At 73.0% G+C, this 25,967-nt stretch carries 26 protein-coding genes and 1 pseudogene; 13 read left to right on the top strand and 14 right to left on the bottom strand.

Going from position 1 to position 25,967, the window contains the following annotated elements:
• Nucleotides 1-142 precede the first annotated feature (142 nt).
• Both DSM104329_RS09805 and DSM104329_RS09800 read left to right on the top strand, forming a co-directional pair.
• Nucleotides 143-295: a hypothetical protein gene (locus DSM104329_RS09805; protein ID WP_259315251.1), complete on the top strand. Its 153-nt coding sequence runs from the start codon at nt 143-145 to the stop codon at nt 293-295.
• A complete protein-coding gene (locus DSM104329_RS09800) occupies nt 288-1,655 on the top strand; it encodes a dihydrolipoamide acetyltransferase family protein (RefSeq protein ID WP_259315250.1) in 1,368 nt (455 codons plus the stop codon). The genes DSM104329_RS09805 and DSM104329_RS09800 overlap by 8 nt, the downstream gene beginning before the upstream one ends.
• 48 nt (nt 1,656-1,703) lie before the next feature.
• Here the strand turns inward: DSM104329_RS09800 and DSM104329_RS09795 are convergent, their stop codons facing one another.
• From DSM104329_RS09795 to fgd, 3 genes and pseudogenes are all read right to left on the bottom strand, one after another.
• A complete protein-coding gene (locus DSM104329_RS09795) occupies nt 1,704-3,182 on the bottom strand; it encodes an alkaline phosphatase PhoX (RefSeq protein WP_259315249.1) in 1,479 nt (492 codons plus the stop codon).
• Nucleotides 3,183-3,788: 606 nt separating this feature from the next.
• Nucleotides 3,789-4,871, bottom strand: a pseudogene (locus DSM104329_RS29060) (glycerophosphodiester phosphodiesterase); the annotation flags it as partial.
• 99 nt (nt 4,872-4,970) lie between these two features.
• A complete protein-coding gene (fgd, locus tag DSM104329_RS09785) occupies nt 4,971-5,972 on the bottom strand; it encodes a glucose-6-phosphate dehydrogenase (coenzyme-F420) (protein ID WP_259315247.1) in 1,002 nt (333 codons plus the stop codon).
• Nucleotides 5,973-6,027: 55 nt separating this feature from the next.
• Here fgd and DSM104329_RS09780 point away from each other — a divergent pair, with 55 nt between their 5' ends.
• Genes DSM104329_RS09780 through DSM104329_RS09770 form a run of 3 tightly spaced genes read left to right on the top strand, consistent with a single transcriptional unit; the run spans nt 6,028 to nt 9,106 of the window.
• A complete protein-coding gene (locus DSM104329_RS09780) occupies nt 6,028-6,474 on the top strand; it encodes a PaaI family thioesterase (protein WP_259315246.1) in 447 nt (148 codons plus the stop codon).
• Between the two features lie 44 nt (nt 6,475-6,518).
• Nucleotides 6,519-8,330: a feruloyl-CoA synthase gene (locus DSM104329_RS09775; RefSeq protein WP_259315245.1), complete on the top strand. Its 1,812-nt coding sequence runs from the start codon at nt 6,519-6,521 to the stop codon at nt 8,328-8,330.
• Nucleotides 8,327-9,106, top strand: coding sequence for an alpha/beta fold hydrolase (locus DSM104329_RS09770; RefSeq protein ID WP_259315244.1), 780 nt, complete (start codon nt 8,327-8,329; stop codon nt 9,104-9,106). The genes DSM104329_RS09775 and DSM104329_RS09770 overlap by 4 nt, the downstream gene beginning before the upstream one ends.
• On the opposite strand, the gene DSM104329_RS09765 is transcribed toward DSM104329_RS09770, so the two are convergent.
• From DSM104329_RS09765 to DSM104329_RS09735, 7 genes are read right to left on the bottom strand one after another with little or no spacing between them, the layout of a single operon-like run.
• Entirely contained in the window at nt 9,087-9,797 is a 711-nt protein-coding gene (locus DSM104329_RS09765) for a class I SAM-dependent methyltransferase (protein ID WP_259315243.1), read from the bottom strand. The genes DSM104329_RS09770 and DSM104329_RS09765 overlap by 20 nt on opposite strands.
• 10 nt (nt 9,798-9,807) lie before the next feature.
• The gene (locus tag DSM104329_RS09760; RefSeq protein ID WP_259315242.1) at nt 9,808-11,355 is read right to left on the bottom strand and encodes a benzoate-CoA ligase family protein; all 1,548 of its coding nucleotides are present in this window, start codon (nt 11,353-11,355) and stop codon (nt 9,808-9,810) included.
• A 12-nt stretch (nt 11,356-11,367) separates the two neighbouring features.
• On the bottom strand, nt 11,368-12,816 hold the full coding sequence (locus tag DSM104329_RS09755; RefSeq protein ID WP_259315241.1) for an aldehyde dehydrogenase family protein: 1,449 nt from the start codon (nt 12,814-12,816) through the stop codon (nt 11,368-11,370).
• 3 nt (nt 12,817-12,819) lie between these two features.
• Nucleotides 12,820-13,590 carry an enoyl-CoA hydratase/isomerase family protein gene (locus DSM104329_RS09750; protein WP_259315240.1) on the bottom strand — a complete coding sequence of 257 codons (771 nt, stop codon included), beginning with the start codon at nt 13,588-13,590 and terminating at the stop codon, nt 12,820-12,822.
• Nucleotides 13,590-15,041 (bottom strand): aldehyde dehydrogenase family protein, encoded by a 1,452-nt coding sequence (locus tag DSM104329_RS09745; RefSeq protein ID WP_259315239.1) that lies wholly within the window; start codon nt 15,039-15,041, stop codon nt 13,590-13,592. The genes DSM104329_RS09750 and DSM104329_RS09745 overlap by 1 nt, the downstream gene beginning before the upstream one ends.
• Before the next feature lie 11 nt (nt 15,042-15,052).
• Nucleotides 15,053-15,586, bottom strand: coding sequence for a gamma carbonic anhydrase family protein (locus DSM104329_RS09740; RefSeq protein ID WP_259315238.1), 534 nt, complete (start codon nt 15,584-15,586; stop codon nt 15,053-15,055).
• 4 nt (nt 15,587-15,590) lie between these two features.
• Nucleotides 15,591-16,367, bottom strand: coding sequence for an enoyl-CoA hydratase/isomerase family protein (locus tag DSM104329_RS09735; protein ID WP_259315237.1), 777 nt, complete (start codon nt 16,365-16,367; stop codon nt 15,591-15,593).
• Nucleotides 16,368-16,437: 70 nt separating this feature from the next.
• On the opposite strand from DSM104329_RS09735, the gene DSM104329_RS09730 reads away from it, so the two are divergent.
• Genes DSM104329_RS09730 through DSM104329_RS29270 form a run of 5 tightly spaced genes read left to right on the top strand, consistent with a single transcriptional unit; the run spans nt 16,438 to nt 18,934 of the window.
• Nucleotides 16,438-17,403: a phenylacetate-CoA oxygenase subunit PaaI gene (locus DSM104329_RS09730; RefSeq protein WP_259315236.1), complete on the top strand. Its 966-nt coding sequence runs from the start codon at nt 16,438-16,440 to the stop codon at nt 17,401-17,403.
• Nucleotides 17,403-17,795, top strand: a complete 393-nt coding sequence (locus tag DSM104329_RS09725; protein ID WP_259315235.1) for a metal-sulfur cluster assembly factor — start codon at nt 17,403-17,405, stop codon at nt 17,793-17,795. The genes DSM104329_RS09730 and DSM104329_RS09725 overlap by 1 nt, the downstream gene beginning before the upstream one ends.
• The gene (locus DSM104329_RS09720) at nt 17,792-18,022 is read left to right on the top strand and encodes a hypothetical protein (protein WP_259315234.1); all 231 of its coding nucleotides are present in this window, start codon (nt 17,792-17,794) and stop codon (nt 18,020-18,022) included. The genes DSM104329_RS09725 and DSM104329_RS09720 overlap by 4 nt, the downstream gene beginning before the upstream one ends.
• Entirely contained in the window at nt 18,019-18,717 is a 699-nt protein-coding gene (locus DSM104329_RS09715; RefSeq protein WP_259315233.1) for a phenylacetate-CoA oxygenase subunit PaaI, read from the top strand. The genes DSM104329_RS09720 and DSM104329_RS09715 overlap by 4 nt, the downstream gene beginning before the upstream one ends.
• A gap of 31 nt (nt 18,718-18,748) precedes the next feature.
• On the top strand, nt 18,749-18,934 hold the full coding sequence (locus DSM104329_RS29270; protein WP_456064513.1) for a PaaD family protein: 186 nt from the start codon (nt 18,749-18,751) through the stop codon (nt 18,932-18,934).
• Here the strand turns inward: DSM104329_RS29270 and DSM104329_RS09710 are convergent.
• From DSM104329_RS09710 to DSM104329_RS09695, 4 genes are all read right to left on the bottom strand, one after another.
• A complete protein-coding gene (locus DSM104329_RS09710) occupies nt 18,856-19,728 on the bottom strand; it encodes a PaaX family transcriptional regulator (protein WP_259315232.1) in 873 nt (290 codons plus the stop codon). The two genes, DSM104329_RS29270 and DSM104329_RS09710, sit on opposite strands and share 79 nt — an antisense overlap.
• A gap of 91 nt (nt 19,729-19,819) precedes the next feature.
• Nucleotides 19,820-21,034 (bottom strand): M20 family metallopeptidase, encoded by a 1,215-nt coding sequence (locus DSM104329_RS09705; RefSeq protein WP_259315231.1) that lies wholly within the window; start codon nt 21,032-21,034, stop codon nt 19,820-19,822.
• Nucleotides 21,031-21,774 (bottom strand): SDR family NAD(P)-dependent oxidoreductase, encoded by a 744-nt coding sequence (locus tag DSM104329_RS09700; RefSeq protein WP_259315230.1) that lies wholly within the window; start codon nt 21,772-21,774, stop codon nt 21,031-21,033. The genes DSM104329_RS09705 and DSM104329_RS09700 overlap by 4 nt, the downstream gene beginning before the upstream one ends.
• Complete coding sequence (locus tag DSM104329_RS09695; protein ID WP_259315229.1) at nt 21,762-23,141, bottom strand: dihydrolipoamide acetyltransferase family protein; 1,380 nt, start codon at nt 23,139-23,141, stop codon at nt 21,762-21,764. The genes DSM104329_RS09700 and DSM104329_RS09695 overlap by 13 nt, the downstream gene beginning before the upstream one ends.
• A 105-nt stretch (nt 23,142-23,246) precedes the next feature.
• On the opposite strand from DSM104329_RS09695, the gene DSM104329_RS09690 reads away from it, so the two are divergent.
• Genes DSM104329_RS09690 through DSM104329_RS09680 form a run of 3 tightly spaced genes read left to right on the top strand, consistent with a single transcriptional unit; the run spans nt 23,247 to nt 25,955 of the window.
• The gene (locus DSM104329_RS09690) at nt 23,247-24,191 is read left to right on the top strand and encodes a thiamine pyrophosphate-dependent dehydrogenase E1 component subunit alpha (RefSeq protein WP_259315228.1); all 945 of its coding nucleotides are present in this window, start codon (nt 23,247-23,249) and stop codon (nt 24,189-24,191) included.
• Nucleotides 24,175-25,179 carry an alpha-ketoacid dehydrogenase subunit beta gene (locus tag DSM104329_RS09685; RefSeq protein WP_259315227.1) on the top strand — a complete coding sequence of 335 codons (1,005 nt, stop codon included), beginning with the start codon at nt 24,175-24,177 and terminating at the stop codon, nt 25,177-25,179. Before DSM104329_RS09690 ends, DSM104329_RS09685 begins: the two co-directional genes overlap by 17 nt.
• 8 nt (nt 25,180-25,187) lie before the next feature.
• Nucleotides 25,188-25,955 (top strand): FadR/GntR family transcriptional regulator, encoded by a 768-nt coding sequence (locus tag DSM104329_RS09680; RefSeq protein ID WP_259315226.1) that lies wholly within the window; start codon nt 25,188-25,190, stop codon nt 25,953-25,955.
• Nucleotides 25,956-25,967 lie beyond the last annotated feature (12 nt).

Here is a 25,967-nt window from a genome sequence, read left to right as displayed (position 1 = left end):
CAACTTGGCTTTCCAATCATCGCCAGTGCGGCGGCCTGTCGCCGTCCTGCTGTCCGGGGGAGATCACCGCTCCGATCGCGACGAGAAGCACTCGAGCTCCGCTGCGTCGATCTTCCCACCCACTGGTGGTAGGGTACTGTACATGACGAGAGCGCAATGGCAATCGCCGGTCTCCGTGGCGGTGGCCGCGACGAGCCGTCCGTTGTACGTCGAGGAGGTCACGAGCCTCGAGGATGCGGCGCTTCCGCACGAGGCGAAGATCCTGTCCGCTGCGCTGGAGGTCTGTGGTGCCTGAAGTCGTGATGCCCCGGCTGTCGGACTCGATGGAGGAAGGCACGATCCTGCGCTGGCTCAAAGCCGACGGCGACACCGTCAACCGCGGCGAGGAGATCGTCGAGATCGAGACCGACAAGGCCACGATGCCCTACGAGGCCGACACCGACGGCGCGCTGCACATCGTGGCCGCCGAAGGCACCACCCTGCCCATCGGCGCCGTGATCGCCACCATCGGCACCACCGCCGAACCCGCCGCCGCCAACGGCTCCGCCACCGCGCCCGAAACCGAGACCGCGGGCAAGCCCGCCGGCCAGGCCGCCGAACCAGCGCCCGCCCCCGCCCAAGCGCCGGCCGCCCCCGCCCAAGCGCCGGCCGCCCCCGCCAGCGCCGGCGCCGGCGTCGGCGTCGGCGTCGGCGTCGGCGCGCCCGCCGCCGCGCCCGGCAACGGCGGCGACCGCGTCAAGGCATCACCACTGGCCCGACGCATCGCCCGCGAACGCGACATCGACCTACACGCCCTCACCGGCACCGGCCCCGACGGCCGCATCGTGAAATCCGACGTCCTCGCCGCCGCCCACGCCCCCGCCAGCGCGCCCGCACCGGCCGAAACACCGACCCCCACCCCCGAGCCCGCCCCGCCCGAGACGCCCGCGACCGCGCCGGAGCCCGCCACCACCGCCGGCACCAAGGGCGACGTCGACATTCACGAGCTCACCCGCCTACAACAGGTCGTCGCCCGCCGCATGGCCGAATCCAAAGCGACCATCCCCGACTTCTCGATCGCCACCGACGTCGACATGGCCGCCGCCCGCGCGCTACGCACCCAACTCAAGGACGCCGCCCGCACCGACCAACCCGTCCCCTCCTTCAACGACATGGTCGTCAAAGCATCCGCCCTTGCCCTCCGCGAGTTCCCCCACGCCAACGGCTCCTACCGCGACGGCCACTACGAACTCCACACCCGCATCAACATCGGCGTCGCCGTCGCCGGCCAGGACGCCCTCGTGGTCCCCACCGTCTTCGACGCCGACACCAAATCCCTCGGCGACATCGCCCGCACCACCCGGGGCCTGGCCGAGCGCGTCCGCGACAACACCATCCGCCCGCCCCAGCTCGCCGGCGGCACCTTCACCGTCTCCAACCTCGGCATGTACGGCATCACCCACTTCACCGCCGTCATCAACCCACCCCAAGCCGCCATCCTCGCCGTCGGCGCCATCACCCAACAACCCGTCATCCGCAACGACCAGATCACCACCGGCCACCTCATGACCATCACCCTCACCTGCGACCACCGCATCCTCTACGGCGCCGACGCCGCCCAATTCCTCGCCCGCATCCGCCACCTCCTCGAAAACCCCCTCACCCTCGCCTTCTGAGGGGCGCCGAGGGGGCGCCGCGAACGACGCCCCCTGGCGAACCGACCGCTAGCGCGACTGCGCGGTCCCGAACGTCTGCGCCGGCGGAACGTACAGCGCGAAGAGCTGGCCGCCCTCCACGAGCTCGCCGCTCAGCGGGTAGTGGGCCTGCACGTCGCCGAGGAACCAGCCCTCGCCGAGGATGGCGCGCACGTCGACGATCCCCGAGGACTCCTCGTCCTGCGTCAGGAACCCGGGCGCGCCCGGCGCGAAGCGCGCGGGGTCGTGCTCGGCCACCGTCGTGAGGCGGTCCTGCTGCGGGAAGTACTTGCGGATCTTCGCCAGGTACGGGTGGTTGCCGGGGTCCTCCTGCGCCAGCACGCGGCCGCGCCCGTCCACGGTCAAGTTGTCGAGCATGTGCTGCCCCTCGGTGCCGTCGAGCACGGCCTCGATCGTGCCGCCCTTCGCCGGGTCGGCGGGATCGTCGAACGTGAGCTTCCACAGCCGGCTGGGGGCCGTGAAGCTCGCCGTCGTCGTGACGTACAGGACGTGCGGGTTCGTCGGATCCCAGGAGGCGTCCTCGGGACGCCAGAACCGCGTGACGCCGGCCGCATCCGAGGCCGCCTCGAGCTCCGTGCCCGACATGTCGCGGGCGTCTCCGTCGCCGACCCGGGCCAGCTGGAAGCGGCCCGACGCGACGAAGTCGCCCGTGCTCTCGTCGGACATCCCGGGCACCTTGATCCCGTACAGGGCGCCCTGGTCCAGGCCCGCCCGCTCGACCGGCGAGCCGGCCGACCGCTTCCGGCCGTGGAACACGTACACCTGTCCCGGGGTGGAGTCGTCCGTGGCCACCACGACCGTGCTGTCGCCCGCCGCCGGGTTGGCCACCACGTTCTCGAAGGCGGTCTTGCCGAGGGCCGGCAGCTCGTAGGAGGTTCCGTCCATCGCATGGGCGAACGCGCGGCCGCCCGAGCTCTCCTCGCCGTTGGTGAAGAGCCGTCCGTCGTAGCCCAGGCCGGTGGTCGGGTTGTAGTAGGCGGTCGGGGCCGCGAGATCGGCGGAGCACAACCGGTTGAGCGCGATGCCGGTGGCCGGTGCGTCGTACGCCCCGGTCGCCGGGTTCCACGTCGCGATGCGCCGGATGAGGTCCTCACCGTGCAGGACGCGCAGGTCGTCCTTGGCGATGGTCCACTTCGACACGAACGCGCCGGTGGCTCCGTGGGCGCGCACGGCACCCGCGGCCGACGGCAGCTCGTGGTTCATCAGCAGCGTGAACGTCCCGTCGGCGTTGTCGAACGCGCCGAGGCCGTCGGCGATCCCGGCCATGCGGTACGGCGCACCCGCCGGCGTCGTCACCGTGTCGCCCACGCTCAGCACCGACGTCACGCCGACGTGCTTCTGGGTCGGGACGATGTACGGCGCCTGCGAGCTGCTCGGGCCGGTCGTGGCCGGCTCGATCTGTCCGTTGGCGACGCCGGCCGACGCGGCGGCCGGGAGTGTCAGGGCAGCCGCCGTCAGAACGGCGGGCGCCACGTGCTTGAGATGCATGGTTCTCCTGTGTTGTGATCGAACGTCAGGGCGTCTCGGGCGCGCCCGTCAGGCTCCGCACAGCTGCGCGGTGCTCGGCAGCGGCACTCGCTCGTGGGCGAAGACCGCCGGCGAGCGCGGGTCGATCGACAGCCGCAGGTACTCGTGCGGGCACGTCGTCGAACCGTTGACCGTGATGCGCGACACGTTCGGGACGCCGGCCAGCGGCTGTTCGGACGTGTACACGTGCGAGTCGCCGTTGAGCAGCAGGACCGGCTTGCCGAACGCGTGCGCGCGCTTGGCCAGGCGTTCCTTGTAGGCGTCGAAGCCGCTCAGGTCGCCCGCGGAGGGGTCCCACATGTCGGCCTGGAGCGCGATCGCCACGCCTGCGGCACGCGACCGGCGCGCCTCGGCGAAGATCCGGTCGATCCAGGCGAGGTTGTTGGCCTGGCGGGTCGCCACCTCGTGCTCGCGCAGCGCGCGCTCCTGCGGAGTCTCGGGCCGCGGCTGTCCCGCCGCATCCCTGCGGTCGCCGAACCAGGGCGCCCGGTCGTCGTCCGAGCCGGCGATGTGCACGGCCCCGACCTCCACGTCGCCGTACGGCGTGTCGCCGATCACGGCCAGCGTCGTCCGGCGCGCCGCGACGCCGATGTCCGGGTCGTCCGTGAAGAACCCGTCCACGCCGATCGAGACGAACCGGCGGATCTCGGCCTCGAGGTCGCCGATGCCCGCCGGGTCCGGCGAGGAGCGCAGCTCCAGCGGCAGGAACGTGTTCTCGCGCCGGAACGTGTACGGGTGGACCTGCAGGCCGGCGGCGTGGGCGTCGGCGACGAACGACGTCGGCGTGCCCGAGCTCCCGTCGGCATTGCGCGGGACGTCGTAGTCCTTCGACGGCCCGACACCGTCCGCGTACCGGGCGATGGACGCCAGGCCGGCGGGCGCCGCCAGATCGCGATAGACCCGCGGGTCCCCCGCCGGATGGTCATCCGGCGCGCCGAGCAGCTGGACGAGCGGCACCTTCAGCTCGCGGTCCAGCGCACGCAGGTTGCCGGTCTCGAACGACTGCACGAACACCGGGGCGTTCGGGCGGTTGAGCCCGTTGCGCGTGAGGGCTTGCACGAGTGGCGGCTCCAGGGGCAGCCCGATCGCGCGGAAGTACGACGGGTGCTTGGTCTCCGGATAGACGCCGATCTCGCGCCCGAGCTCCTTCGACAGCTGCTTGCGGAGGTCGAGCACCTCCTGGAACGTCGGGACCTCGAACTGGCCGTCGTAGGCCGCGTTGGCCGGGCGGATCTGTGGGATGCGCTCCTTCGCGCGGAGCGTCTTGAGCTCGGCGAGCGTGAAGTCCTCCGTGAACCAGCCCGTGATCCGGACGCCGTCGACCACCTTCGTGGCCCGGCGGCCGGCGAACTCCGGGTGCTGGGCGACGTCGGTCGTGCCGCCGATCTCGTTCTCGTGGCGGGCGACGAGCACGCCGTCCCTGGTGCTGACGAGATCGGGCTCGACGTAGTCCGCCCCCTGCTCGGCCGCGAGGCGGTACGAGGCGAGCGTGTGCTCCGGCCGATAGCCGGACGCCCCGCGGTGTCCGATCACCAGTGCGTCGCCTTCCGGCCCGCGCGATCGTTCGGCGTCGTCAGCCGCGATGGCGGTCGCCGGCGGGGCCAGGACGGCGGCCGCCAGCAGTATCGAAATGCATCGTGCGCTTCCCATTGGCGGCACCCAAGCAGCCGCCCTGAGCCTCCCTGTTGCAGGGACGTGAAGTCACCGGTCGTTCACCGGGATCCGGCGCCCGGACCCGGCGCGCCGGTCCTACGCGGCCGGCTCGCGCAGCCGCGGCAGCACGTGCTCGGAGTACTGCTGAAGCGCGCGCTCCTGGTCGGGGCCGGGGAAGTGGAAGACGAGGTGCGTGAAGCCGAGATCGATGTACGGCTGGATCTGGCGCACCTGCTCGGCGGGGTCGTCGGAGACGATCCAGCGGCTGACCGTGCGCTCGACCGGCAGCGCGTCCGCGAGGCGCTGCATCTCGATCGGGTCCTCGATGCCCATCTTCTCCTCGGGCTTGAGCGCCAGCGCGCCCCAGAACCTGGTGTCCTCGCGCGCGCGGTCGAGATCCTCGTCGAAGGAGACCTTGACCTCGAGCATCAGCTCGACGTCGGATGCCTGGCGTCCCGCCTTCTCGATGCCGTCGTGCACCGCGGGCAGCAGCTTCTCGGAGTACAGCGCCGGGTCCTTGCCGCTCGTGGTGATGAAGCCGTCGGCCATCCGCCCCGCCAGGCGGGCCGCGGCCGGGCCCGACGCCGCGATGTAGAGCGGCACCCCGCCCTCCGGCCGGTCGTAGATCGTCGCGTCTTGCGTCTGGAAGTGCTCACCGGCGAACGAGACGCGCTCGTCGGCCCACAGCTCCTGCATGAGCTGGGCGGACTCCTTGAGCATCTGGAAGCGCTGCTTCTGCTCGGGCCACGCTACGCCGAGCGGCACCTCGTTCATCGCCTCGCCGGTGCCGATGCCGAGCATGACGCGGCCCGGGAACAGGCAGCCGAGCGTCGCCATCGCCTGCGCGACGATGCCGGGGTGGTAGCGGTAGGCGGGGGCGACCACGCTCGTGCCGAGCTCGATGCGATTCGTCCGCTCCCCGGCGGCGCCGAGCCACGAGAACGAGAACGGCGAGTGGCCGCCGTCGTGGCGCCACGGCTGGAAGTGGTCGGAGACGACGACGCTGTCGAAGCCGAGGTCCTCGGCGGCGACGGCATATTCGAGAAGCGGCCGCGGAGCGAACTGCTCCGCCGAGGCCTTGTAACCGAGCTTGAGCACGGCCGGATCCTACGCCCGCGCGCTGCGTCGGACGGCGCCGGTAGCGTCCCGCATCGTGGAACCGCCCAAGACGTTCGTCGAACCGTGGCCGTCGGGCGCGCTGATCGAGACGTTCCGGCAGTCGGCGGGCTACCAGCTACACGAGCTGAGCGGTACCCGCGTGCGCGCCACCATCTCCCTCGACGAGCGCCACCACCAGGCGTTCGGCGTGGTGCACGGCGGCATCTACGCCATCGTCGTCGAGGGCGTGGCGAGCGTCGGCGCGTGCGTCGCGGTGCAGGACCGCGACATGTACGCGGTGGGCACGAGCAACACGACGGACTTCCTGCGCCCGGTGACGGTCGCGGATCTCGAGGTGGTCGCCGAGCCGATCTTCCAGGGCCGCACCCAGCAGCTGTGGCAGGTGTCGATCAGCCGCATCGAAGACGGCAAGCTCGTCGCACGCGGACACCTGCGCCTGCAGAACCTGCCGCTCTCGTCGGCGCCGGCCGACCGCCGCTGACGCAAGACAGTTGCATTGCGCTCGTGCCGCGTTAGTATCTTGTCGTGGCCGTCTCCCCCACCGCGACACCGCTCTTCGCCACCCCGCGCATCCTCGCGGAGGAGCGGCCGGACGGGACGCTGATCCTGCGGTCGGCCGACCCGCTCGGCGCGTACCCGCCCAGCCTCGTGCACGCCTTCCGTGCACAGTCCGAGGCCCATCCCGACCGCGTGTTCGCCGCAGAGCGGGCACCCGGCGCCGAGCCGTGGACGACGCTGACCTGGGGCGACGCGCGCACCCGCGCCGACGGCGTCGCGCAGGCGCTGCTGGACCGCGGGCTCGGTGCCGACCGCCCGCTGATGATCCTCAGCGGCAACTCGCTCGCCCATCTCGTGATGGCCCTCGGCGCCTTGACGGCCGGCGTGCCCGTCCTGCCGGTGAGCGTGGCGTACTCGCTCATGTCGAAGGACCACCGCCGCCTGCGCCAGATCGTCGAGCTGTGCGAGCCCGCGATGGTCTTCGCCGCCGACGCCGACCCGTTCGCCGCCGCGCTCGGCGCCGTGAGCGACCGGGTCGCACAGCAGGTCGCCGGCCTCGACGCGTTCGCCGATCTCGCCGCCACGGAGCCCGGCCCGGACGTCGAGCGCGCCGTCGCCGCGCTCGGCCCGGACACGGTCGCCAAGATCCTCTTCACGTCCGGCTCGACGGGCGCGCCGAAGGGCGTGATCAACACGCACCGGATGCTGTGCTCCAACCAGCAGTCGCTGGGCCAGATCTGGCCGTTCCTGCACCACGAGCCTCCCGTGCTCGTCGACTGGCTGCCCTGGAGCCACACCTTCGGCGGCAACCACAACCTCAACCAGACGATCGCGTTCGGCGGCACGCTGTACATCGACGACGGCAAGCCTGCGCCGGCGCTCTTCCCTCGCACCGTGAGCGCCCTGCGCGACGTCTCCCCCACGGTCTACTACAACGTCCCTGCCGGCTTCGCGCTGCTCGCGGGCGCGCTCGAGGCCGACGCAGACCTCGCGCGGCGCTTCTTCGCCCGCCTGCGCTTCATGTTCTACGCCGCCGCCGCGCTGCCGCCGGCAGTCTGGGAGCGCATGCGCGCGCTGGCCGACGAGCACGCCGACCACCCGGTCCCGCTGACCGCCTCCTGGGGCACGACCGAGACCGCTCCCGGCGCCACGTCGGCGCACTTCCCCGACTCCGTCTGCGGATGCATCGGCGTGCCGATCCCCGGCGTGACGCTGAAGCTCACACCCGCCGGCGAGAAGCGGGAGGTCCGGGTCAAGGGGCCGAACGTCACGCCCGGCTACCACCGCGATCCGGACGCTACGGCGCGCGCGTTCGACGAGGAGGGCTTCTACCTGACGGGCGACGCGGTGCGCCTCGCCGACCCCGCCGATCCCGCGCAGGGGCTGATGTTCGACGGGCGCCTGGCCGAGGACTTCAAGCTCGTCACCGGCACCTGGGTCACCGTCGGCCGGCTGCGCACGCAGCTCGTCTCGACCGCCGGGGTGCTCACGGACGCGGTCATCTGCGGCCAGGACCGCGACGCCGTCGCCGCGCTCGCGTGGGTCAACCAGGCCGAGGCGCGGCGGGTCTGCGGCGGCGCCGACGACGACGTCGCGCTCGACGACCCCACCCTGTGCGCCCACCTCGCGGCGCGGCTCGCCGCGCTCAACGACGGCGCCGGCTCGGCCTCGCGGATCGAACGGCTGCTGCTGCTGGCCGAGCCGCCGAGCATCGACGCGGGTGAGATCACCGACAAGGGCTACATCAACCAGCGCATCGTGCTCGAGCGTCGCGCGGACCACGTCGCCCGGCTCTACGCCGAGCCGCTCGACGCCGCGGTCATCGTCCCGGCCTCGTGACGGGCGCACGCGTGGAGCCCGACGTCCGCGTCGCCGGGCGGCGCATCGAGGCGCTCGAGCTGCCGGGGGACCCGGACCGCCGCCCGCTCGTGCTGCTGCACGAGGGGCTCGGCTCGGTCGGCCTGTGGCGCGGCTTCCCGCAGGCGTTGCACGAGGCGACAGGCCGGCGCGTGCTCGCGTTCTCGCGCTTCGGGCACGGGCGCTCGCAGCCGCCGCCGCAGCCGCGCACGCCCGCCTTCTTCCATACCGAGGCGCTCGACGTCCTGCCCGACGTGCTCGCCCAACTCGACGCGCCCGAGCCGATCATCGTGGGCCACAGCGACGGCGCCTCGATCGCGCTCATCCACGCCGGCCGCCACCCGGTCACCGGGATCGCGCTGCTGGCGCCCCACGTGATCGTCGAGGACGTCACGGTGCGCGAGATCGAGGCCGCCCGCGAGCGCTACGCCTCCGGCGACCTGCGCGAGCGCATGGCCCGCCACCACGATGACGTAGACGCCGCCTTCTGGGGCTGGTGCGACGTGTGGCTGGACCCCGCGTTCCGCGATTGGAGCCTCGAGGCCGACGCCGAGCGCGTCGCCTGCCCCACCCTGTTGATCCAGGGCGTCGGCGACCCCTACGGCACGCTCGACCAGCTCGACCGCATCGAGGCTCGCGTGCGAGGGGCGGGTGGGGACGTATTCCGCGTCCACGTGCCGGGCGGCCACAGCCCGCACCTCGAGGCGGCGGCCGAGACGCTCGCGGCGCTGCGCGCGTTCACCGAGCCGCTGGTCTGACCAGCAGCAGGTCCGCCCGCATCGGCTGGCCGAACCACCGTCCGCCGCCGTCGCCGTCCGGCTCGCCGAGGGCCTCGAAGTCGCGGGCGATCTCGTCCACCGACGCGTCGAACGCCGCGGCGCGGGCCGGGTCGACACCCACGACGAGCCGGCGCACGGCCGCGACGTCGGCGAGGCGCATCCGGCGGTCGTACTCGACCGTGGCCGCTCGCTCGAAGCCCGCGCCGTCCGCCCGCGCGATCGCCGCCTGCGCGAGCTCGCGCACCTTCGTCTCGTCGTCGACCCGGCGGATGAGCGCGAACAGCGCACCCTCGGTCAGCGGCTCGGCCAGGTAGACGACGCCGCCGGGCCGCAGCACGCGCCGCGCCTCGGCCAGCGCCGCGTCCATCAGCTCGCCCGGGACGTGGTGCAGCGAGCGCATGAAGACGACCGCGTCCATCGTCGCGTCGCCGAGCGGCAGCGCCTCCGCGCGCCCCGCGACGTAGGTTGCGACGCCGGCGGCGTCCTGGGCGGCCGCAGCCTCGGCCCGCTCGGGCGAGATCTCCATGCCGATCGCCCGCGCCCCCGCCGCGGCGAGCTCGCGCGTGAGCGTCCCGAGCCCGCAGCCGACGTCGAGCACGTCGCGCCCGGCGGGCGCCGCGAGCTCGAGCAGGACAGAGAGGTCGTCGCGGTCGGGACGGGCGCCGGTCACGCCCGGCAATCTACCGGCGTCCCGCCGCCATCTCACGCAACCGGAACCGCTGGACCTTGCCGTTCAGCGTGCGCGGCAGGTCGCCGACGAACTCCACGACGTGCGGGTACTCGTAGCGGCGCATCCGCTCCTTGCACCACGTGCGCAGCTCCTCGGCCAGGGCGTCGTCGCCCTCGCCGTCGCACTCGACGTAGGCGGCGACCCGGCTCGCGCCGTCCACGGTGACCCCGACCACGCCGACGCCGAGCACGCGCGGATGGGCGATCAGCTCGTTCTCCATGTCGATCGGCGACACCCACAGACCGCCGACCTTCAGCATGTCGTCGCTGCGCCCGACGTACGAGTACGCGCCGTCCGGCCGGCGCTCATAGCGGTCACCCGTCGTGAACCAGTCGCCGCGCATGCAGCTCTTCGTCTTCTCGTGCTGGTGCCAGTAGTAGGCCGCGCAGGAGTCGCCGCGGACCTCGAGCGAGCCCACCGCCGGCCCTTCGAGCACGGTCCCGTCCTCGTCGACGATGCGCAGGTCGTAGCCGGGCACCGGCCGGCCCGTCGTGCCCGGCTCGATGCGGCCCGGCGCGTTCGAGCAGAAGATGTGCAGCATCTCGGTGGAGCCGATGCCGTCGACGATGTCCAGGCCGAAGCGCTCCCGGAAGCCCGACAGCGTGGTCGGCGGCAGCGCCTCGGCGGCCGAGACGCACAGCCGCACGGAGCCCAGGGAGCCGTCGGCGCCGGGGTCGCGCAGGATCGCCGCGTAGAGCGCCGGCACCGAGAAGAACACCGTCGGCTGCTGCTCGCGCAGGGTGGCGAGGATCGGCTCGGGCCGCGTCGGCCCGGACATGAGGACCGACGTCGCGCCGAACCACAGCGGGAACGACAGCCCGTTGCCCAACCCGTAGGCGTGGAAGAGCTTCGTGGTCGAGAACGTGACGTCGTCGGCGCGCAGGTCCAGCACCTGGCGCGCGTACGTCTCGCAGGTGACCTCGATGTCGTGCTGAAGGTGCACGACGCCCTTCGGCTTGCCGGTCGACCCCGAGCTGTAGAGCCAGAAGCCGGCGTCGTCGCGGTGCGTCGGGGCGGGGTCGAGCTCGTCGGACTGGGCGGCCAGCCCCGCGTCGAGCTCGACGACGCCCGGGCCCTCGCCGCCGCGCGCGAGGTAGCGCAGCTCGGCGTGGTCGGCCAGCGCCTCGGCGAGCCGCGGCAGGCACGCCGCGTCCGTGACGACGACCTCGGCGTAGGAGTCCTCGACGAAGTGGCGGAAATTCGCCGCCTTGTCGAGGTGGCTGACCGGCACCGGCACCGCGCCGATCCGCATGGCGGCCAGGAACGCGATCGGGAACACCGTCGTGTCGTCGAGCACGAGCAGGACGCGGTCCTCGCGACGCACGCCCAGCTCGCGCAGCAGGCGGCCCATCCGGTTGACCTGGCGGCGCAGATCGTCGTAGGTCAGCGTCGCGTCCGAGGCGCGGAACGCGACCTTGTCCGCGCGGCCCGCGTCGACGTTGCGGTCCACCACCTGGCTGGCGTTGTAGCGCTCCGGCGCCACCAGCGTTGCCTGCATCAGCGTCTCTCCTCAGCCGCTCTTGACCACCACGGACTTCAGGTCCGTGTACGAGTCGAGCACCTCGAACCCGTGCTCCTTGCCGACCCCCGACTGCTTGACACCGCCGAACGGCAGCTCGTCGTAGACCTTCGTCGGCGAGTTGACCCACGTGTAGCCGCACTCGAGCTCGGCCGCCGCGCGCTGCGCGCGGTCGAGGTCGCGCGTCCAGATCGAGGAGCCGAGGCCGAACGGCGAGTCGTTGGCGCGCTCGATCGCCTCGTCGAGGTCGCGCACCCGCCAGATCGGCAGCGCCGGCCCGAAGACCTCCTCCTGCGCCATCGGCGAGTCGTGCGCGGGTTCGAGCACGACGGTGGGCTCGTGGAACCAGCCGCCCGCGAGCGCCGGGTCGTCCGGGCGCCCGCCGCCGGCGAGCACCTCGCCGCCGCTCTCGGCGATCTGGCGCTCGAGCAGAGCGCGCTGGCGCTCGGTGTGCAGCGGCCCGATCTGCGAGCCCTCGACGTGGCCCAGGCCGAGGCGCAGCTTGCGCGCCTTGTCGGCGATCGCCTCGATCACGCCGTCGGCGACCGAGTCGAACACGTAGACGCGCTTGATCGCCAGACACGCCTGGCCGCAGTTGTAGAAGCGGCCCATCGCCGCGGCCGATGCGGCGGCCTTGAGGTCGGCGTCGTCGCAGATGATCATCGGATCGCTGCCGCCGAGCTCGAGCGTGACGCGCTTGATGCCCTGCGCGGCGAGCGCCATGACGCGCGCGCCGGTGGGCGTCGAGCCGGTGAACGCCACCTTGCGCACGAGCGGATGGGTGACGAGCGCCTCGCCGGCGACGGCGCCCGTGCCCGGCACGACGTTGAAGACGCCCGGCGGGAGGCCGGCCTCGGCGAGGATCTCGGCCAGCGCGAGGGTCGTGAACGGCGTCGTGTCCGCCGGCTTGGCCACGACCGTGTTGCCGGTCAGCAGCGCCGGGCCGAGCTTGTTGCACAGCAGGGTCGTCGGGAAGTTCCACGGAACGATCGCGCCGACGACGCCGAGCGGGCGGCGCAGCACGCGCCCCTCCACCCCGGCCGCCAGCCCGTGCACCGACGCGCCGCGCACCGCGCGGCCGAGCTCGCCGTAGTGCAGCAGCGTGTCGGCCGCCTTCGTCAGCTCGATGCGCGCCTCGCGCAGGGTCTTGCCCTGCTCCGCGACGAGCCCGGGCATGAGGTCGTCGACGTGGGCCTCGAAGGCATGGGCGGCGCGCACCAGCAGAGCGCCGCGCTCGGCCAGGCCGCGCCGCGACCAGTCGCCGAACGCGGCCTGCGCGGCCCGCACCGCCGCGTCGACCGTCGCCGCGTCGGATGCCGTCGCGTGGCCGACGAGCTCGCCGGTCCCGGGGTTGCGGATCTCGAGCGTGTCGGCGCCGATCGGCTGCAGCTCGCCGTCGATGAACGCGCCGCGCTCGAGCGCCTGGGTCGTCGTCGCCATGCGTCAGGCCCCCACGAACTCGGGGGTGCGCTTCTCGACGAACGCGGTCAGCCCCTCATTGCCATCGCGCGACCGGAACAGCGTCTCGACGAGGTCGGCCTCGAGCGCCAGGCCCCGGTCGAGGGGCTGGTCGCCGCCCTCGTGCACGCAGCGCTTGATCGCGGCGAGCGCGAGCGCGGGCCCGGCGGCGAAGCGCTCGGCCTGCTCGCGCACCTTCGCCTCGGCGTCATCGGCGGAGTACAGCGCGCTCACGAGCCCCCAGTCCAGCGCCTCCTGCGCGGAGAACGTGCGCCCGGTGATGAGCAGGTCCATCGCGCGCGACGGCCCGAGCAGCCGCGTCAGCCGCTGCGTCCCGCCGTTGCCGGGCAGCAGGCCCAGCGTCACCTCCGGCGTGCCGAGCTTGTAGGCGCCCTCGCTCGCGTAGCGCAGATCGCAGGCCAGCGTGATCTCCAGGCCCCCGCCGAGCGCGTGGCCGGCGATGTGCGCCAGGAACAGCTGCGGCGCCGCCGCCATCCGCTTGAACGCCGCCTGGCTCGTGCGGATCATCGCCATGTTCGCGTCGACGTCGCCGTCGAGGAACTTCTTGACGTCGGCGCCCGCGGAGAAGAACTTCGGCGACGCGCTGCGCACGACGATCGCGCGCGCCTCGCTGCCGATCGCGGCGTCGACCGCCTCGGAGAACTCGGTCATGACCTGCAGGTCGTAGGAGTTCGCCGGCGGGTTGTCGAGCGTGATCGTGCCGACCGCGCCGTCGGCCTCGAACGTGACCGCCATCAGACGAGCCCTCCGACGACGACGCTCTTGAGCTCGACGTAGGAGTCGAGCGCCTCGAGCCCGTGCTCCTTTCCGAACCCGGAGTCCTTGACCCCGCCGAACGGCAGCTCGTCGTAGCCGTAGTGGATCTGGTTGACCCAGGTCATGCCCGCCTCGATCTCCTTTGCTGCGCGATGGATCTTGCGCACGTCGTGCGTCCACAGCGAGGAGCCGAGGCCGTAGGACGTGTCGTTGGCGCGCCGCAGCGCGTCGTCGAAGTCGCTGTACCGGAAGATCGGCAGCACCGGGCCGAAGACCTCCTCGCGCACGAGCCGCGAGTCGGCGCCCGGCTCGGCGACGACCGCCGGCTCCAGGAAGTAGCCCTTGTCGTGGCCGGCCGTCCCGCCGCCGATGAGCACCTCGCCGCCGTGCGCGACGCCGTCCTCGATCTGCTCGACGAGCTCGTCGCGCCCGGCGCGGGTGTGGATCGGCCCCATCCGCAGGCGCGGCTTCTCGGCCTTCACCGTGCCGTCGCCCGGCTCGTAGCGGCCGACGCGGTCCACGAGCTGGGAGACGAAGTCGTCGTAGACCGAGTCGTGGACGAAGACCCGCTTGCAGCCCAGACAGGCCTGCCCGGCGTTCCAGTACCGGCCGATGATCACCGCCTTCACCGCGGCGTCGACGTCGGCGTCATCGCACACGATGACCGGATCGCTGCCGCCGAGCTCGAGCGTGACGCGCTTGAGCAGCGGGCCGGCGACCGACATCACGTGGCGGCCGACCTCGGTCGAGCCCGTGAACGCGATGCGCCGCACGTCGGGGTGGCCGACGAGCACGTCGCCGACCGTCGAGCCGCGCCCCGTGATGACGTTCAGCACGCCGTCCGGGACGCCGGCCTCGGCGAAGAGCCGGGCGACCTCGAGCGTGGCCAGCGGCGTCGTCGCGGCCGGCTTGGCGACGACGGTGTTGCCCATCGCCAGCGCCGGGGCGACCTTCGTGCCGAGCAGCGTCAGCGGGAAGTTGTACGGCGTGATCGCGGCGCATACGCCCATCGGCCGGCGCATGACCTGGCCGTAGGCGGGGCCGAACGCGGACGGGAGGTCCTGATAGGTGCCCTGGACCTTCGTCGCCGACTCGGCGTAGTAGTGGACGCCGTGCGCGAGGTGGTTGACCTCCCCGATCGCCTCGGCCACCGGCTTGCCCTGCTCGGAGGTCAGGATCGCGGCGAGCGGCTTGGCGTTCTCCGCGATGAGGTCGGCCGCCCGCGCGAGGATGCCCGCACGTTTCTCGGCGTCCGCCGCCGCCCACTCCGGGAACGCCCGCTTCGCCGTCGCCACGGCGAGATCGACGTCCTGGGCGGACGCGCTCGGCACGGAGCCGACGACGTCCTCCGTCGCCGGGTTGACGACCTCGATCGCCTCGCTGCCGCTGGCCTGTCGCCACTCGCCGCCGATCAGCATCGCCGCTTCCATCAGCCGTCTCCTCAGTCGGGGATCAGTTCCGCGCTCGCGCTCAGGTAGCGCGCGCGGAGTCGCACGTATTCGTCTGCGCCGCCGTCGACCCAGCCGAGGGCCGAGCCCGACAGGCGCTTCTTCTCCGTCGCCGGGATCCCGGCGGCCAGCATCTCGTCGCCGATCTTGGTGCCCTCGCCGAGCACCGCGCCGGCGGCCAGGAGCGCGCGGCGGCCGAGGCGCGAGCGCTGCAGCGCGATCGCCCCCATGCCGACGAGCGCGCCGTCCTCGATCACGCAGCCCTCGAGCAGCGCCCCGTGGCCGACGACCACGTCGTCGCCGACGACGGTCGGCAGGTCACGCGCGCAGTGGACGACGACGTTGTCCTGCACGGACGTGCGGGCGCCGATGCGGATCTCGGAGTTGTCGCCGCGCAGCACCGCGCCGAACCATATGCTCGACCGGTCGCCGACATGGACGTCGCCGATCAGGACGGCCGTGGGCGCGAGGTAGACGTCCTCGCCGATGGTGGGGCTCGCGCCCTCGAACTCGATCAGGTGGGCCATCGGCTCATCTTCCCGTGAACTCGGGCGCGCGGCGCTCACGCGTGGCGGCGAGGCCCTCGCGGTGGTCGTCGGTCTGCAACAGCGCGGTCTGCGCGAGCGACTCGGCCACGACCGCGCTGCGGGCGTCGACGTCCGCGGCGAGGGTCAGCAGGCGCTTGGCAGCGGCGAAGGACAGGGGTGCGCGGACGAGCATCTTCTCCACGCGCGCGCGAGCGGCGGCCGGCGCGTCGTCGGCGATCTCGGAGAGCAGGCCGGCCTGAAGCGCCGCGGGCGCGTCGAGGTCGTCGCCGCCGAGCAGCACCTCCTTCGCGCGGGCGAGCCCGAGCAGCTTGACGAGCCGGGTGAGCCCACCGTGGGTCGGCACGAGGCCGAGGCTCCCCTCGCGGAACAGGATCCGCGCGCGCGGCGAGCCGACCCGCCAGTCGCAGGCCAGCGCGAGCGCCAGGCCGGCGCCGGTCACCACGCCGTCGATCGCCGCGACGACCGGCTTCTCGAGCCGCTCGACCGCCTCGACGAGCTCGGTCAGGCGGTGCGCGACGTGGCGGTAGGCGCGCGCGTCGTGCAGTTCGTCGAAGCGGGCGAGGTCGCCGCCCGCGCAGAACGCGCCGCCCGCGCCGGTGAGGACGACGCCGCGCACGGCGGCGTCGGTGGCCGCCGTGTCGAGGGCGTCCGCGAGCGCGTCGCGCAGCTGCGGATCGATCGCGTTGCGGCGGTCGGGGCGGTTGAGGACGAGCGTGAGGACGCCCTCGTCCCTCTCCGCGAGCAGCACGCTTGACGGCATCGTGAGAGATACTATACGTTGTCGTCCGTCAGTCAAGTGTCACACGTTGACCCCTGAGGAGATGCCGCCGATGACCCCCACCGCGCTCCCCGTCGAGGAGCTCGCACAGCGCAGCGAGGACCAGGTTCGCGAGCACCTGGCGGCGGGCAAGCTCGTGGAGGGCCTGCAGCACATGTCGCCCGAGTACCTGCGAGGGATCCGGCGGATCCTCACCGTCTCCGCCGACACGGAGCTCGTCAGCGCGCCGGCCTATCTGCGGGCCGCGCAGCACGCACCGGCTCTGAACAACTTCGGCTCGGCGGTCTCGATCGTGCAGGACGAGCTCGCGCACGCGCACATCGGCTACCGGCTGCTGGGCGACCTCGGCGTCGACATGAGCGCGCTGATCTACGAGCGCGAGCCCGGCGCCTTCAAGTACCCGTACGCGTTCGACGTGCCGCTGGACTCCTGGCACGAGCTGGTCATGGCCAACGCGCTCTACGACCAGGCCGGCTTCGTCCTGCTCTCCGACGTGCACCGCTCCTCGACCTTCGGGCCGTGGAAGCGCGCGCTGGCGAAGGTCGACAAGGAGGAGACCTTCCACCTGCGCCACGGCCGCACCTGGGTCAAGAAGCTCTGCGCCGACCCCGTCGAGAAGGCGCGCGTGCAGGCCGCCGCGGACTGGATGTTCATCCTGACGCTCGAGTGGTTCGGCCTGCCCGACGCGCGCAAGAAGCACGGCATCCAGCTCGAGTACGGCTTCAAGGGGATGAGCAACGACGAGCTGCGCCAGGCGTGGATGGCCGAGGTCGTCCCGTTCATGGACGAGGTCGGCATCGACGTGCCTGCCCACTGGGACGAGGCGCAGCAGCGCTGGGCGATCGACTGCCCGTTCCCGGCGCGGTTCGACGAGGAGGCCAAGCGCTGGCTGCTGGACGAGGGGCCGATCACGTGGGAGGAGGTCCAGGAGCGCTGGAAGGGCCGCGGGCCGATGAACCAGTCCTACGTGAGCCGGCTTCAGAAGGGCTACCGGTCGCGCCTGGCGGTGATGAACTGATGGGGGCCACCGCCACGATCACCCGTGATGAGGCGGCGCGCGAAGCGGCTGCCGCGGGCCCCCTGACGCCGGTGCAGGCGGTCGAGGCGCGGCTGTGGACGGCGCTGCGCGACGTCGAGGACCCGGAGATCCCTATCAGCGTCGTCGGCATGGGCCTGATCGTGTCGATCGCCTACCGGGCCGACGAGCGCGCGGTCGATCTCGAGCTCACCTTCACCGCGATGGGCTGCCCCGCGATGGACTTCATCCAGGACGACATCCGCGAACGCCTGCTCGCGGAATCCGACGTCGACGAGGTGCGCATCGAGATCGTGTGGGACCCGGTGTGGACCCGCGCGCGGATCCGCGATGACGCACGGGCGACCATGCGAAAGCTGGGGATCGTCGCATGAGCAACGTCGACCCGAGGTCCGAGCTCGCGAGGATGGAAGGGCGAAACGCGATCTGGGAAGTGTTCGCCCGCAAGGCCTACGAGGACCCGCTGCACCATGTCGGCACCGTCGGCGAGGACGATGAAGACCTCGCCCTGGTCGCCGCACGCTCGATCTACGACGAGCAGCCGTGGATCGAGATGATCATCGTCCCGCGAAGCGCGATCAGGGAGGCGATCCGGGCATGAGCCTGACGATCTCACCGCAGGTCTGCATGGCCTCGCTCGTCGGCTCACTCGCCGACAACAAGGCGGCGCTCGGCCGTCGCTACGCCGAGTGGGCGGTCAGCGCCCCCACTCTCGAATCCGCCGTCGCCGCCGCCGCCATGGCCCAGGACGAGCTCGGCCACGCGCGCTCGACCTACCCGGTCCTCCACGCCCTCGGCGTCGAGGACCCCGAGGCCGCCGGCGGCCGGCGCCTCGCCCTGCTCGACGACGAGCTGCCCGACTGGACCGCGTTCATCGCGGCGAACCTCCTCGTCGACGGCGTGCTCGCCACGTTCGTCGCGGCGTGCGTCGACTCGTCGGTGGAGCAGATGGCGTCGCGCGCGCGCAAGATCCTGCAGGAGGAGGGCTCGCACCGCGTCCACGCCGAGGCGTGGGCCAAGCGGCTGTGCCGCGGTTCGCAGCAGGAGCGCGACGCGTTCGTCGCCGCGCTGCTCTCCACGTGGGAGCAGGCGGGACGCTGGGCCGGACCGGACGACGACCCCGGCTTCGCCGCCGTCATGGAAGCGGGCATGGTGACCCAGAGCCCGGCGCAGCAGCGCGAGCTCGTCCGCGCGTGGCTGGTCGCGCTGCTGGAGCGCGAGGGCGTCGCGATCGCCCTCGACGAGCCGGCCGACTGGTCGCGCTGGGACGCGGAGACGCGGCGATGGACGCCCTGACCTGCCCGTTCTGCAACGCGGAGACGCGGCGATGGACGCCCTGACCTGCCCGTTCTGCGACGCGGCCGACGCCGAGCGCGTCGGCCAGTGGGGCGGGCAGATCATCACCGCCCAGTGGCGCTGCCGCGCGTGCGGCTCCTATTTCGAGGCGCTGCGCGAGGACTTCGACGACGCGCCGGGCTCGTCGGCTTCGCCGGCCTCGAGCGACCGGAAGTAGGCCTGCGCGGGCTCGTGCCACCGCGCGTGGCGCTCGGCGAACAGGTCGTGCGCGCGGTCCTTCGGCCAGCCGGCGGGGCGCATCGAGACCGGTAGGTCGGGGTCGAGGAACGGGAACTTGCGCCAGTGGTGCACGAGCTCGGTCTGGGCGCGGAAGACCTCCTCGGGCGTGCCGGGCGCCCACGGCTCGAAGCGGGCGATGAACTCGTGGTAGCCGGCGGCGACACCGTCGAGGTCCCAGGCCTCGGAGACCACGCGCTCGGTGTCGCCCAGCGCGCCCATCTCGGCATGGAAGGAGATCACCTCGGCGACCGAGCCGTTCGACGACAGGTCGCGCAGTTCGCTCTCGCGGGACACGTGCGGGCTCAGCCACAGGCCGCCGCCCAGTGAGCCGAACCCGGCCCACGCCAGGCGCGAGCGCACCTGGTGGCGCACCTCGCGCCGGTTCTCGGGCACGCGCAGCGCAACGAGCAGCCAGCGCCCGTCCCACTCCCACGGCTCGCCGAAGCTGTAGATGCGGCGGGCGCCGACGGTCAGCATCTCCGCCGTGTCCGGCGTGAGGTGCACGCGCGAGCGACGGCCGTGGCGCTCGGTCAGCAGCCAGCCCGCGGTGACGCTGCGCGCAAGCGCCTGGCGCGCCGACTGCGTCTTGTGGCCGATCGTGCCGAGCGCCCGGATGAGCGTCTCCTGCCACACCCCGTCCGGGGCCGGCAGGACGTATTCGCCGAGCAGCGTGAGCAGCACGGATCGGGCGGCCGGGGCCCCGACGGACCGGCGTCTCAGCTGATCGTTCACGGCGGCGGAGCGTACTTGCACCGAGCGTCGAGTTCCTCAGCGTCAGCCGCAGGAACTCGACGGTCGATGCGATGTGCGGGCGCCCAGCCGCTCAGCCGAGCAGCGCGAGCGTCGTGCGCGCGTAGATCTCGGCGGCGTCGCGGACCTCGGAGATCGCGATGTGCTCGTCGACCGCGTGGGCCTGGTCGAAGTCGCCGGGGCCGAACGTGATGACCGCCGGGCTGCCGTAGCCGTCCGGGCCGGTGCGCATGAGCTCGACCGCGTCGACCCAGCCGCCGTTGAACTTGCGCACCTCGCCCGGGGCGCCGCGCACCGCGCTGATGGCCTCGTCGATCGCGCGGACGCCGCGATGGTTCGGGTCGGACTCGCCGGGCCGCAGCCACAGGCGGCCGCCGCCCATCGGCAGCACCTTGAACTCGAAGCGCACCTCGCCGTCCTCGCGCTCGAGCATGCGCAGGAACGCGTCGATCGAGTCGCGGACCTCGTTGAGCGTCGCGCCGGCGGGCGACATGACCGACACGACGGCGTCGCAGCGGCCGGGGATCGTCCAGCCCCCGCCCGGCAGCGTGCGAATCGCCTGCAGCGTCACGCGGGGCTCGAACCAGTCCGACGAGCCGCGCGGCGTCTCGAGGCGCCCGGCGTTCACCGCGTCGACGAGCTTGGCCATCTTCGTGATCGCGTTGATGCCGTTCTCGGGCTCGGTCGGGTGCGCGGTGCGGCCGATCGCGGTGACCTTCCACGTCGAGATCCCGGGGTAGGCGATCTCGATGCCCCGATTGCTCGTCGCCTCGGCGCTGAACACCGTGTCGATGCGCTGCGCGACGCCGAGGTCGGCCATGAGCGCCGCGCCACGGAAGCCGTCCTCTCCGTCGGAGTCCGACATGAAGTAGATGGGGCCGCGCCGGCTCGCGCCCACGGCGACGACCGCCTCGAGCGCGGCGAGCATCGACACGTGCGTGCCCTTGCTGTCGACGGCGCCGCGCCCGTAGAGGACGCCGTCCTCGACCTGCGCCCCCCACGGATCGCGCGACCAGTCCTCGGGACGGGCGTGCACGGTGTCGAAGTGCGCGTCGAAGAGGACGCCGGGCTCGTCGCCGTCCCCTTCCAGCACGCCGAGGACGAGCGGCGCCGTGCGCCCCTCGACGGCGTAGTGCTCGACGGTCATGCCGAGCTCGCGCAGCCGCTCGCTGACCCAGAGGTGCGCGGTGGTGGGCTCGCCGACCACGCTGCGGATGCGGACGATCTGCGTGAGAAGGTCCTGGCAGCGGTCGGTGGTGACGGTGAGGGTCGGGGTGTCGGTGCTCATGGGGCGGCGGTCTCCTGGTCGGTGGGCAGCAGAGGCGGGTGCTCGCGCAGGTGCATGCCGCCGTCGATGGGGATGGTGGTTCCGGTGATCCAGCTGGAGGCATCGGAGGTGAGGAAGGCGACGAGCTCGGCGATGTCGCCACCCTCGGCGATGCGGCCGAGGGGGATGCGCTCGAGGAAGCCGCGCTCCACCTCGGGGCGCGCGAGCTGCCCGGCCATGAGCGGTGTGCGCACGACGCCGGGCGCGACCGCGTTGACGCGGATGGCACGGGCGCCGAGCTCGAGCGCCGCGGAGCGCGAGAGCGACTCGAGCCCCGCCTTCGCCGCGCAGTAGTGGGCGAGGCCGCCGACCGGCGACACCGCGTCGACCGTCGAGATGAGGACGATCGCTCCGCCCTCGCTCATCGCCGGTGCGCCGGCCTGCACTGCGTGGAACGCGCCGTGCAGGTTGACGGCGACGACGAGGTCCCACTCCTTCTGGCCGATCTCGAGGATCGGCGTCACGCGCGCGGTGCCCGCGGCGTACACGAGCGCGCGCAGCGGCCCGTGGCGCTCGGTCGCGTCCCCGACGGCGGCGTGCACGGCGTCGCGGTCGCGGACGTCGAGCGCGTAGGCGTCGGGGTCGCCCTCGGGCGGCTTGAGGTCCGCGATGACGACGCGGTCGCCCCGCGCCCGCAGCGCATCGACGCAGGCCGCGCCGATCCCGGACGCGCCGCCGAAGACGATCGCTAGATCCGCCATCGCATCGCTCCTTCGAGCAGGTCGGCGAGGTCGGCGAGCGCGCGCGCTCCCGCGGCGCCGTCGACGACGCGGTGGTCGAGGCTGAGGGTGAGGGTCAGGATCGGCACGACCGCGATGCCGCGGCCGCGGGGCACGAGGCGCTCGACGGTCCGCCCGACGGCGACGATGGCCGACTCCCCCGGGTTGACCATCGCCGTGAAGCGGTCGATGCCGAAGCTGCCGAGGTTCGAGAGCGAGATCGTTCCGCCGCTCAGCTCGGCGAGGTCGATGCGACCGGCGCGGGTGGCGTCGACGAGCCGGACGCGCTCGGCGGCGATCTCCCGCAGGCTGCGCTCGTCCGCGCGGCGGATGACGGGGACGAGCAGGCCGCCGTCCGTCGCGACCGCAAGGCCGACGTCGACGGACTGCGCGCGGCGCAGCGCGGGCTGTCCGCCGTCCTCGCCGGCGACGAAGACCGCGCCGAGGTCGGGGTGGCGGGCGACCATCTCGCCGATCGCCTGGACGAGCAGGTCGTTGACGCCGGGCCGCGGCCCCTCGGCGGCTGCCGCGGCGGCGGCGTCCTTCTGGGCCAGCAGGTGCGTCGCGTCGACCTCGCGGACGAGCTGGAACTGGGGGATCTCGCGCTGGCTGGCGGCCATGCGCCGCGCGACCGCGCGCTTGAGCGGCGTGAGCGGCTCGAGGCCGGCCGCCGCAGGCTGGGCCGGGGCCGGCTTGGCCGGCGCGGCACGGGCCGGGGCGGGCTCGGCCGGCGCGGACTCGGCCGGCGCGGACTCGGCCGGCGCGGACTCGGCCGGCGCGGACTCGGCCGGCGCGGACTCGGCCGGCGCGGGACGGGCCGGGGCGGACTCGGCCGGAGCCCCGTTGCCCGCGTGCGCGCCGGCCGCCGCCGCGCGCCGCACGTCGTCGAGCGTGATGCGCCCGTTCGGCCCGCTGCCCGGCGCGATCGACGCGAGCTCGATCCCGAGGTCCGAGGCCGCGCGACGGGCGACCGGCGCGGCCCGCAGGCGCGGCGGCGACGCGGCCCCGGACGTCTGGCTGTCCGTGCCCGCTGAGCGGGCATCAGCGCCCGCACGTGCGGCGGGACCGAGCGAGTCGGCGGAGTCGGCGGAGTCGGCGGAGTCGGCGGAGTCGAGCGGTTCGAGCGCCAGCAGCGTCGCTCCCACCGCGACGGTCTCGCCCACCTCCACGCCGACGTCACGCACCACGCCGGAGACCGGCGCGACCACGTCGGTGTCGGCCTTGTCCGTGGAAAGCACAACGAGCGGGTCGTCCTTCTCCACGCGGGCACCCACGGACACGAGAACCTCCACCACGGTCCCCTCGGTGACCTCCAGCCCCAGCTGCGGCATGACGACCGCGGTGACCAACGCGTTAGCTCCTCCGTCGAATCGGTGAGTGTCAGACAGTACGATGCTGTCCCGCGCCTGTCAAGCTTGTCTTTCTATTTATTGTCTGGCACTATTGCCAGCGTGATGCTCCTCGAGCTCTACGAACGCATGGCGCTGATCCGCGCCTTCGAGACCCGGGTCGCCGAGCTGTACCGCGACGGCGAGATCCCCGGCTTCGTCCACACCTCGCTCGGCCAGGAGGCGGTCGCCGCCGGCGTCTGCGCGGCACTGCGCGACGACGACTACCTCGCGACCACCCACCGCGGCCACGGCCACGTCCTCGCCAAGGGCGCCGACCTCGACGGGATGATGGCCGAGCTGTTCGCCAAGGCCACCGGGCTGTGCGGCGGCAAGGGCGGCTCGATGCACGTCGCGGACCCCGCGAAGGGCATCCTCGGCGCGAACGCGATCGTCGGCGCGAGCATGCCGCTCGCCACCGGCGCCGGGCTGTCGAGCAAGCGCCTCGGCCAGGACCGCGTCGCGGTCGCCTTCTTCGGCGAGGGCGCGGTCAACCAGGGCACGTTCCACGAGGCGCTCAACCTGTGCGCGATCTGGGACCTCCCCGTGATCTTCGCGTGCGAGAACAACATCTACGCCGAGTTCTCCGACAGCCGCACGATGACCCGGGTCCCGCGCGTTGCCGACCGCGCCGTCGCCTACGGCGTCGAGGCGTCAACCATCGACGGCAACGACGTCGAGGCGGTCCACGCCGTCACCTTCGACGCCGCCGAGCGCTGCCGGGCCGGCGACGGCCCGTTCCTGCTGGAGTTCGAGACCTATCGCTGGCACGGCCACTACGAAGGCGACGCCCAGCCCTACAAGCCGCAGGACGAGTCGGCCACCTGGCGCGACGCCGACCCGCTGGTCGTCGCCGGCCGCCGGCTCACCGAGGCCGGCGACGCGACCAGCGAGCAGCTCGAGGAGCTCCGCGAACGCGCCGGCGCCCGCGTCGAGAGCGCCGTCGAGGCCGCGCGCGCGGCTCCGGACCCCGAGCTCGAGGAGGCCTACGCGCATGTCTTCGGCGACTGACTCGCCCGCCGCCGCGCCCGTCAAGGCGCAGACCCGCTACATGGAGGCGCTCAACCGGGGTCTCGCCGACGCGATGGAGGAGGACGAGCGCGTTGTCCTGATCGGCATCGACGTCGGCGCGGGCGGTGGCATCTTCACCGTCACGCGCGGGCTGCACGAGCGCTTCGGCCCGGACCGCGTCATCGACACGCCGATCAGCGAGATGGGCTACGTCGGCGCGGCGGTCGGCGCCGCGATGACCGGCCTGCGCCCGATCGTCGAGATCATGTTCCTCGACTTCATCGGCGTGTGCCTGGACCCGATCCTCAACCAGGCGTCCAAGCTCGGGTACATGACGAACGGCGCGCTGAAGGTGCCGATCGTCTTCCGCACCCAGACCGGCGCCGGCCGCAGCGCCGGCGCCCAGCACTCCCAGAGCCTCGAGGCGATGCTCGCCCACGTCCCGGGGCTGAAGGTCGTCATGCCCGCCACCGTCACCGACGCGCACGACCTGATGCTCGACGCGGTGCGCGACCCGGGGCCGGTCGTGTTCATCGAGAACCGCCGCCTGTACGCGATGCGCGGCGAGCTCGGGGTCGACCCGCTGCCGCTCGGCCGCGCGCGGATCGCAGCGCCCGGCGACGACGTCACCGTCGTCACCTGGGGCCAGTCGCTGCGCGAGTGCCTCGGCGCGGCGGAGGCGGCGAGCGTCTCGCTGGAGGTCATCGACCTGCGCTCTATCGTTCCCCTGGACATGGAGACCGTTCTGCGATCGGCCGAGCGCACCGGACGCGTCCTCGTGGTCCACGAGGCGGTGCAGGACTTCGGCGCCGGGGCCGAGATCGCCGCCCGGGTCGGCCACGACCTCTTCGACCTGCTGCGCACGCCGGTCCGCCGGCTGGGGACGCCCTCGGTGCCCATGCCGTTCAACCCGGCGCTCGAGCGCGCGCTGCTGCCGGGAGCCCACTCGATCGCCGACGCCGCCGCGGCGCTGGTGGCGGAGGGCTGACCGCGGCGATGGCGTCCGACGCGCGGCCGGCGAAGGCGAAGCTCGCCTACGAGGAGATCGCGGGGCTCGTGCGCCGTCAGATCGTCGGCGGGGAGTTGAACGTCGGCGACCGCCTTCCCTCCGAGACGCGCCTGGCCCTGCATTTCGGCGTCAGCCGCTCGACGATCCGCGAGGCCCTGCGCACGCTGCAGGAGTCCGGGTTCGTCGAGCGCGTGAGCCCGCGCATCATGGTCGTGCGCCGCGACGACGACGAGCCCGTCCAGCGCGAGCTCGTCCGCGCGCTGCGGCGCAACAACGTCACCTTCGCCGACCTGCACGGCGCCCTGTTCCTGCTCGAGCCCGAGCTGTCGCGACTCGCGGCCGAGCGTGCCGCCCCAGGCGACATCCGCGAGCTCGAGGACAACCTCGACGCGCAGGCCGCCCACCTCACGGACTTCGCCACGTGGAACCGGCTCGACCAGGAGTTCCACCTGGCGATCGCCGACATCGCCGGCAACCCCGCGCTCATCCTCGCGCGCGCACCGATCACCCAGCTGCTCATGCCGGCGCTCGACCGCTTCATGTCCAGCGAGCGGCTCACCGGCGGGGCGCTCGCCCGGCACCGCCGCATCCTCACCGAGATCCGCCACGGCGACGGCGAGGCGGCCGAGCTGATGACCCGGCGCCACGTCGACGAGTTCCGCCAGGCGTGGGAGCAGGCCGGCCTGGACCCCCAGCTGCCGATCGACGACCTCGCGCTCGAGGACGCGCCGCCGGCGGGCGTGCGCGCCGGCTGAGGATCAGCCGCG

Origin of the sequence: Capillimicrobium parvum, from assembly GCF_021172045.1 — a bacterium.
Taxonomy (GTDB): domain Bacteria; phylum Actinomycetota; class Thermoleophilia; order Solirubrobacterales; family Solirubrobacteraceae; genus Capillimicrobium; species Capillimicrobium parvum.
Note: the sequence above shows the minus strand (reverse complement) of the source record. Positions and strands in the feature narration are given on the sequence as shown.